Origin of the sequence: Hansschlegelia beijingensis (assembly GCF_045505405.1) — a bacterium.
GTDB lineage: Bacteria > Pseudomonadota > Alphaproteobacteria > Rhizobiales > Methylopilaceae > Methylopila > Methylopila beijingensis_A.
Genome location: NZ_JBJKEX010000232.1, coordinates 1 through 4,764 on the forward strand (window position 1 = coordinate 1; position 4,764 = coordinate 4,764).

General features: G+C 68.7%; 2 protein-coding genes. One reads left to right on the forward strand and one right to left on the reverse strand.

Features of this window, described 5'->3' with window-relative positions; genetic code table 11:
* Window positions 1–661, reverse strand: a 661-nt coding sequence (locus tag ACIKT0_RS13070) for a DUF2218 domain-containing protein (RefSeq protein WP_407105760.1), incomplete at its 3' end; no start/stop codon positions are given.
* 675 nt (window positions 662–1,336) lie between these two features.
* Here ACIKT0_RS13070 and ACIKT0_RS13075 point away from each other — a divergent pair.
* On the forward strand, window positions 1,337–4,764 hold a 3,428-nt coding region (locus tag ACIKT0_RS13075), incomplete at its 3' end, for a vitamin B12-dependent ribonucleotide reductase (protein WP_407105761.1).

A 4,764-nucleotide genomic window follows, 5' to 3' on the forward strand; every position in this document is an offset into this window, starting at 1 on the left:
GCGCGGCGGCCGGCGCGCCCAGCCGCGCCTGCGCGGCGAAGCGCGCGCCCGGGCCCGGATCGTCGTGCAGCACGAAGTCGATGTCGATCTCGCCCGCCTCGGGTCGCACCTGGCGCACCGTGTAGTAGCGGACAGCGGGCTTGCGCTCCTCGGGCGGCCAGACGATCTGCCCGTCCGCCCCGACCCGCGGCCACTCGGGCTCGGCGAGCCCCTCCGGCGGGAAATACATGCGGACGTGGAGGCCTTCGCGCGAATCGAAGCGCGCGAGATCCTCACCCGAGAAGGTCAGGCGGCGCATCTTCGGCGTGAGCTCGACCACCGATTTCAGCCGGAGCTCGCGGAAGTCCGCGATCCGGTCCGACGCCGCGACGTGGCCCCGCCATGCGATCGTCGGCTCGAAGCCCTCGCAGAACTCCACGACGTGATCGGCCACGAAAGCGCGCAGAAGTTCGAGAGAGCCCAGGTCCGGCGCCGTGATCTCCACCTTGAGAGCGGCCGGCGTGACCTCGATCACGCCGCTGCCGATTCCCAGATCGGCGACGGTGCGGCCGTCGCGGTTCTCGCAAACGACGTCATGCTCCTGCATGTGCTCGACCAGCAGCGACGCCACGCGGGGCGCATCCGGCAACGTCACTTCCGTGCGTGAGATCAGGGACGCCACTGGGTTCCTCCAGATCAGATCCGCGCCGGGGCGGAACAGAAGGCGTTCTAGTCCGGCCCGCGCGGTCTGCGCAAACTCTTCTTGCAGTTTTTTACTTGTTCTAATTCTGGATCGACTTGGACTGACGGTGCGCGCGAGCCGGCTTAGCGCGCCGCCGGGGCACTTCTCCGGGGGCTCCGGTGGCCCGGGCGGGCCGCGCGGCGCTCTGTCTGCGAGGCGCAAGCGGGGTTTTCCCCGCTGTTATCCCCGCGGGGCGGCGTGCGCCCGTCACGGCTTGAAACGGCTCGAAAAAGAGCGCCGCCGACGGCGTGATCCCCAGCTCGTAAACCTTCCATTCACCGGCTCCTGACACTATATCTGGTGTCGCAGAGCGGCAACACTCACGAGGGATAGACGGAAGGCCGGGATAACTCGAAATCGCGACTCGACCGTCCGGGAGACTCGATCTAGCTTTCGGACCTCGCCGCCGACGCCCCGCAAAGGCGCCTCGGCGGGCTGGGAATTACGAAAGAATCGTCGCGGGCAGGCGCCATCGCCATCCCGATTGCGCCTGCGCAGCCTTTGCGCCGGAACGGTCGTCTGCGTCCTGGCGATGAACAAGAGGCCGCCGGCCGACCGCCGGCCCGAACGCGCCCAAAGGGCCGGTTCGGCATCAGACCTGGAGCTTCGGACGCCATGCGCATCGAACGTCGCTACACCAAGGCCGGCCAGTCTCCTTACGCCGAAGTCCCGTTCCGCAAGGCGACCTCCGAGATCCGCAATCCGGACGGCTCGACCGTGTTCCGCGCGGCCGACATCGACGTGCCGGAGGCGTGGAGCCAGGTCGCCGTCGACATCCTGGCGCAGAAGTATTTCCGCAAGGCGGGCGTGCCGGCGAAGCTGAAGGCGGTCGAGGAGAACACCGTCCCGTCCTGGCTGTGGCGCTCCGTCGCCGACGAAGCCGCGCTCGCCGAGCTCCCCGAGGCCGAGCGCTACGGCCCCGAGCGCGACGCTCGGCAGGTGTTCGACCGGCTCGCCGGCACCTGGACCTACTGGGGCTGGACCCACGACTATTTCGACACCGAGGAGGACGCTCGCGCCTTCTTCGACGAGCTCGCCTTCATGCTCGCGACCCAGAAGGCCGCGCCGAACTCCCCGCAGTGGTTCAACACCGGCCTCTACTGGGCCTACGGGGTCGACGGGCCGAGCCAGGGCCACTTCTACGCCGACCACAAGACCGGCGAGGTTCGCCCCTCGGCCTCGTCCTATGAGCGGCCGCAGCCGCACGCCTGCTTCATCCAGGGCGTCTCGGACGACCTCGTTAACGAGGGCGGCATCATGGATCTGTGGGTGCGCGAGGCGCGCCTGTTCAAGTACGGCTCCGGCACCGGCTCGAACTTCTCCGGCCTGCGCGGCGAGGGCGAGCGGCTGTCGGGCGGCGGCAAGTCGTCGGGCCTGATGTCCTTCCTCAAGATCGGCGACCGCGCCGCAGGCGCGATCAAGTCCGGCGGCACCACGCGCCGCGCGGCCAAGATGGTGGTGGTCGACGCCGATCACCCCGACATCGAGTCCTACGTCTCCTGGAAGGTGAAGGAGGAGCAGAAGGTCGCCGCGCTCGTCACCGGCTCGCGGATCGTCAAGAAGCACGTCCGCGCCATCCTCAAGGCCTGCGTGAACTGCGAGGGTGAGGGCGACGACTGCTTCCTGCCGGAGAAGAACCCCGCGCTGAAGCGCGAGGTGAAGCTCGCCCGCAAGGCGCAGGTCTCCGACAACATGATCCGCCGCGTGATCCAGCTCGCCAAGCAGGGCGAGCAGGACATCGACCTCGAGACCTTCACCACCGACTGGGACGGCGAGGCCTACCTCACGGTCTCGGGCCAGAACTCGAACAACTCGGTGCGCGTCACCGACGACTTCCTGCGCGCCGTGGAGAATGACGGCGACTGGATCCTGACCGCCCGCACCACCGGCAAGCCGGTCAAGACCCTCAAGGCCCGCAAGCTGTGGGACCAGATCTCCTACGCCGCCTGGGCCTGCGCGGACCCGGGCGTGCAATTCCACACCACGGTGAACGACTGGCACACCTGCCCGGCCTCCGGGCCGATCCGGGCGTCCAATCCGTGCTCGGAATACATGTTCCTCGACGACACGGCGTGCAATCTCGCCTCGCTCAACCTGCTGCAGTTCCGCCGCGCGGATAAGTCGTTCGACGTCGAGTCCTACGCCCACGCCTGCCGGCTGTGGACGGTGGTGCTCGAGATCTCGGTGCTGATGGCGCAGTTCCCGTCGCGCCAGATCGCGGAGCTGTCCTGGCGCTACCGCACGCTCGGCCTCGGCTACGCCAATATCGGCGGCCTGCTGATGTCGTCCGGCATCGCCTATGACAGCCGCGAGGCCCGCGCGCTGTGCGGCGCGCTCTCCGCGCTGATGACCGGCGTCGCCTACGCCACCTCCGCCGAGATGGCGGGCGAGCTCGGCGCCTTCGAGGGCTTCGCGCCGAACCGCGAGCACATGCTGCGCGTCATCCGCAACCACGCCCGCGCCGCGCGCGGCGAGGCGCAGGCCTATGAGGGCCTGTCCACCCTCCCCGTCCCGCTCGACGTCGCCGCCTGCCCGGAAGCCTCGGTGGTCAAGGCCGCGCAGGACGCCTGGGAGCGCGCGCTCAAGCTCGGCGCCGCCCATGGCTTCCGCAACGCGCAGGTCTCGGTCGTCGCCCCGACGGGCACGATCGGCCTCGTGATGGACTGCGACACCACCGGCATCGAGCCCGACTTCGCGCTGGTGAAGTTCAAGAAGCTGGCCGGCGGCGGCTACTTCAAGATCATCAACCGCGCCGTCCCGGAGGCGCTGCGCGCGCTCGGCTACTCGGAAGCCGAGATCGCCGAGATCGAGGTCTACGCGGTCGGCCACGCCTCGATGCGCCAGGCCCCCGCCATCAACCCCGTGACGCTGCGCGCCAAGGGCTTTCCGGACGAGCTGATCGACACGCTGGAGGCGGCCTGCAAGTCGGCCTTCGACGTCAAGTTCATCTTCAACAAGTGGACGCTCGGCGAGGAGTTCCTGACCGGCGCCATGAAGGTGCCGGCCGAGAAGCTCGACGACCCGGCCTTCGACCTGCTCGCCCATCTCGGCTTCTCTAAGGCCGAGGTCGAGGCCGCCAACACGCATATCTGCGGGGCCATGACGGTCGAGGGCGCGCCGCACCTGAAGCCGGAGCACTACCCGGTGTTCGACTGCGCGAACCCGTGCGGCCGCACCGGCAAGCGCTTCCTCTCGGTCGAGAGCCACATCCGCATGATGGCGGCGGCGCAGCCCTTCATCTCGGGCGCGATCTCCAAGACCATCAACATGCCGAACGACGCGACCGTCGAGGATTGCGCCAAGGCCTATGAGCTCAGCTGGAAGCTCGCGCTCAAGGCGAACGCCCTCTACCGCGACGGATCCAAGCTCAGCCAGCCGCTGTCGGCGCAGCTGATCGCCGACGACGAGGAGGACGCCGACGAGGCGGTCGAGGCGCTGGTCGCCCAGCCGCAGGCGGCGCGCACCGCCCAGGTCATCGAGAAGATCGTCGAGCGCGTGCAGATCGTGCGCGAGCGCGAGAAGCTGCCGGGCCGCCGCAAGGGCTACGCCCAGAAGGCGATCGTGGGCGGACACAAGGTGTACCTGCACACCGGCGAATATGACGACGGCCGCCTCGGCGAGATCTTCATCGACATGCACAAGGAAGGCGCGGCCTTCCGCTCCGTGATGAACAACTTCGCGATCGCGGTCTCGCTCGGCCTGCAGTACGGCGTGCCGCTCGAGGAGTATGTGGAGGCCTTCACCTTCACCCGCTTCGAGCCGGCCGGCTTCGTGCAGGGCAACGACACGATCAAGAACGCGACGTCGATCCTCGACTACGTGTTCCGCGAACTCGCGGTGTCCTACCTGTCGCGCTACGACCTCGCCCATGTCGACCCGTCGGAGATCACTCCGGACTCGATCGGCAGCGGCGTCAGCCAGGACAAGGCCCCGACGCCCGCCCCCGTCTCCAAGGGTCTCCTGCGCGGACGGCAACTGACGGCGGTGGTGACCCCCGCCCCGTCGGGCGAGCCGCGCGGCTCGGCCGCGGCGTCCAACGTCAC